Source organism: Ureibacillus suwonensis, from assembly GCF_042655065.1.
Taxonomy (GTDB): Bacteria; Bacillota; Bacilli; order Bacillales_A; family Planococcaceae; genus Ureibacillus; species Ureibacillus suwonensis.
This window is the reverse complement of the sequence record NZ_JBHSNQ010000131.1, coordinates 1-2,223: the sequence shown is the minus strand read 5'-3', so window position 1 is coordinate 2,223 and position 2,223 is coordinate 1. Positions and strand designations below refer to the sequence as shown.

2 protein-coding genes are annotated in these 2,223 nt (G+C 44.7%); both read right to left on the bottom strand.

Annotated elements, in window-relative coordinates:
• Nucleotides 1-363: 363 nt before the first annotated feature.
• On the bottom strand, nt 364-1,980 hold the full coding sequence (locus tag ACFPOH_RS11200; RefSeq protein ID WP_342469266.1) for a Na/Pi cotransporter family protein: 1,617 nt from the start codon (nt 1,978-1,980) through the stop codon (nt 364-366).
• Between the two features lie 35 nt (nt 1,981-2,015).
• Nucleotides 2,016-2,223 (bottom strand): hypothetical protein (locus tag ACFPOH_RS11195; RefSeq protein WP_390309677.1); only part of this gene is annotated, 208 nt, incomplete at its 5' end.

The window sequence follows — 2,223 nt, the reverse complement described above, 5'->3', positions numbered from 1 at the left end:
TTATAAATTTATTTGTGTATTAAAAAAGACCACCTGTTATGGTAGTCTTCAACTCAATAATCCGTTTTTTATATACATGAACAAATATTATAAATTAATGGTTTTCAACCGTATAATCCGATTACCCGATTTTTATTGCGGTTAAATAATTTTGTCAAAATACCCATACAAACTACCAACCTTTCCAAATCATTATCTACTAAACAACTATGAAACTGGATGATCTTGACAACCAGCCGAAAAAATAAAATGGATTTAGGAATATTTTATCATATTTTCCAACTCAGAATATCTCCTTTTACAAAAAACAGCCCGGATGTCCCAGACACCCGAGCGTTTAAAATGAAACCATATTTCATTCCCCTACATCGTCTCCACATCACGGAAATTTGTCGACTCCTCGATTTCCGCACCTTTCTGAAACTCCACCAATCTCGCAAAGGCGCGCCAGTAATGATAGACGAGGCGGTCAATCCAGAGCAGCGCCTGCACTTTGGACATGGCCACTTCCAGTTCCGTCTCCCGAACCGCTGTCCGTTCGTAATATTTTCTTCTGCGGGTGCGCCGCTCTTCCGCAATGGTGTGGGCCGTTTTCTCCAGCTCCTGCTCCATGGCCGAGAGCGTTTCTTCACTGCCGAAGCTTTCATTGATTTGCTCCAGCGTTTTGGAAAATCGTTTCATCAACTTTTCATGATGATAAATGCCTTCCACCTTTTGATGTTCCCTCAGCACGCTGACCAGCCTTGTGATGTGGTCAAGCACATGGATGATCGCCACATGCTGATTCCGGAGTCTTGCGGAATCCGACTGCACTTCATTGAGGAATTTCCGGATTTCCACAATGGCGGCCTCCACTTCCCTCACCTTTTTCTCGAAACTGCCCGTTCCCTTTTTCGCTTCAATCAATTCCAAAATGGCATCCGTCAGCTGCTTCATCATTTGCAGCAACGTTTGATAAGCCACTTCGAGGGCGGCCGATGGAATGGAAACCAATTGATCGTCCAGATTCCGTGTCAATGCATTGGCTTTTTCCGGCAACATCTTTATCAATAATTTGGAAAACTGCTTTGTAAATGGAACAAAAATGATCGCTCCCAATACACTGAATAACGTATGGAATAAAGCGAGCCCCACCGTTTCATCAAAACTTCCGACCAGCCCAACCGTCATGAACTCCACCAATTGCAATATGTAGCCGATAAATACTGTCACGATGACAGCGGTTACGACATTGAACAACAGATGGGTCGCCGCTGTTCGTTTTGCGGCAATGGAAGAACCGAACGATGCGACAATCGCCGTTGCCGTCGTTCCGATGTTTTGGCCGACCACCAGATACGCCGCCTGTTCAAAATCGATCGCTCCCGCAAACAAGGCGGTGAGGGTCGTCGCCATTGCCGCGCTGGAAGCCTGCATAATGATGGTCATCAATATGCCGATGCCAATGAGCAGCAGGATGGACAGCCACGATTCCGTATCGAATGAATCAAAGGAAATCCATTCTTGGGCCGACTCCATCCCTGTTTGCAGCAAATCGATCCCCAAAAACAACAGTCCAAAACCGGTGAAAACGCCGCCATATTTTTTGATGTCGCTTGGGGCCACATATTGGATCAGCACACCCAGCGCAATCATCGGAAGCGACATGGCTTGCAGACTGATTTTAAATCCTAACAAGGAAATGATCCAGCCGGTGCTGGTGCTTCCGATATTGGCGCCGATGATGATCCCGATGGACTGCACAAAGGTGAGAAGCCCGGCACTTACAAAACCGACCGTCAAAATCGTGGTGGCGGTTGATGACTGAACCAGCACCGTCATGACAAATCCGGTTAAGAGGGAAGTCAATGTGCCTTTCGTGAAAGTATGCAGCCATTTTTTCAACGTTTCCCCCGCAATCTCTTTCAAACCGTTCGTGAGCAATGACATGCCCAATAAAAAAATCCCAATTCCTCCGATGGCATTGATCAATGAAAACACCTCATTTGTCGAGAAGGCAATCTCCTGGAGTATAATTATTTTACATAAAAAAACAAATTGCGTTCCTCAAAGAACGCAAAATGCTCCATAAATATTGTCAAACTGAGGAAAAATATTGGTTCTTTGTCAAATGGTGTTGGTGAATAAATTTTAGTGACATTATTTGGTAATATGTAATCGGATGGCTTAGGGGAAATTCGAGGTTCCCCTAAGCTGTTTTTATTTTCGCTAAGTTTTGGGTAA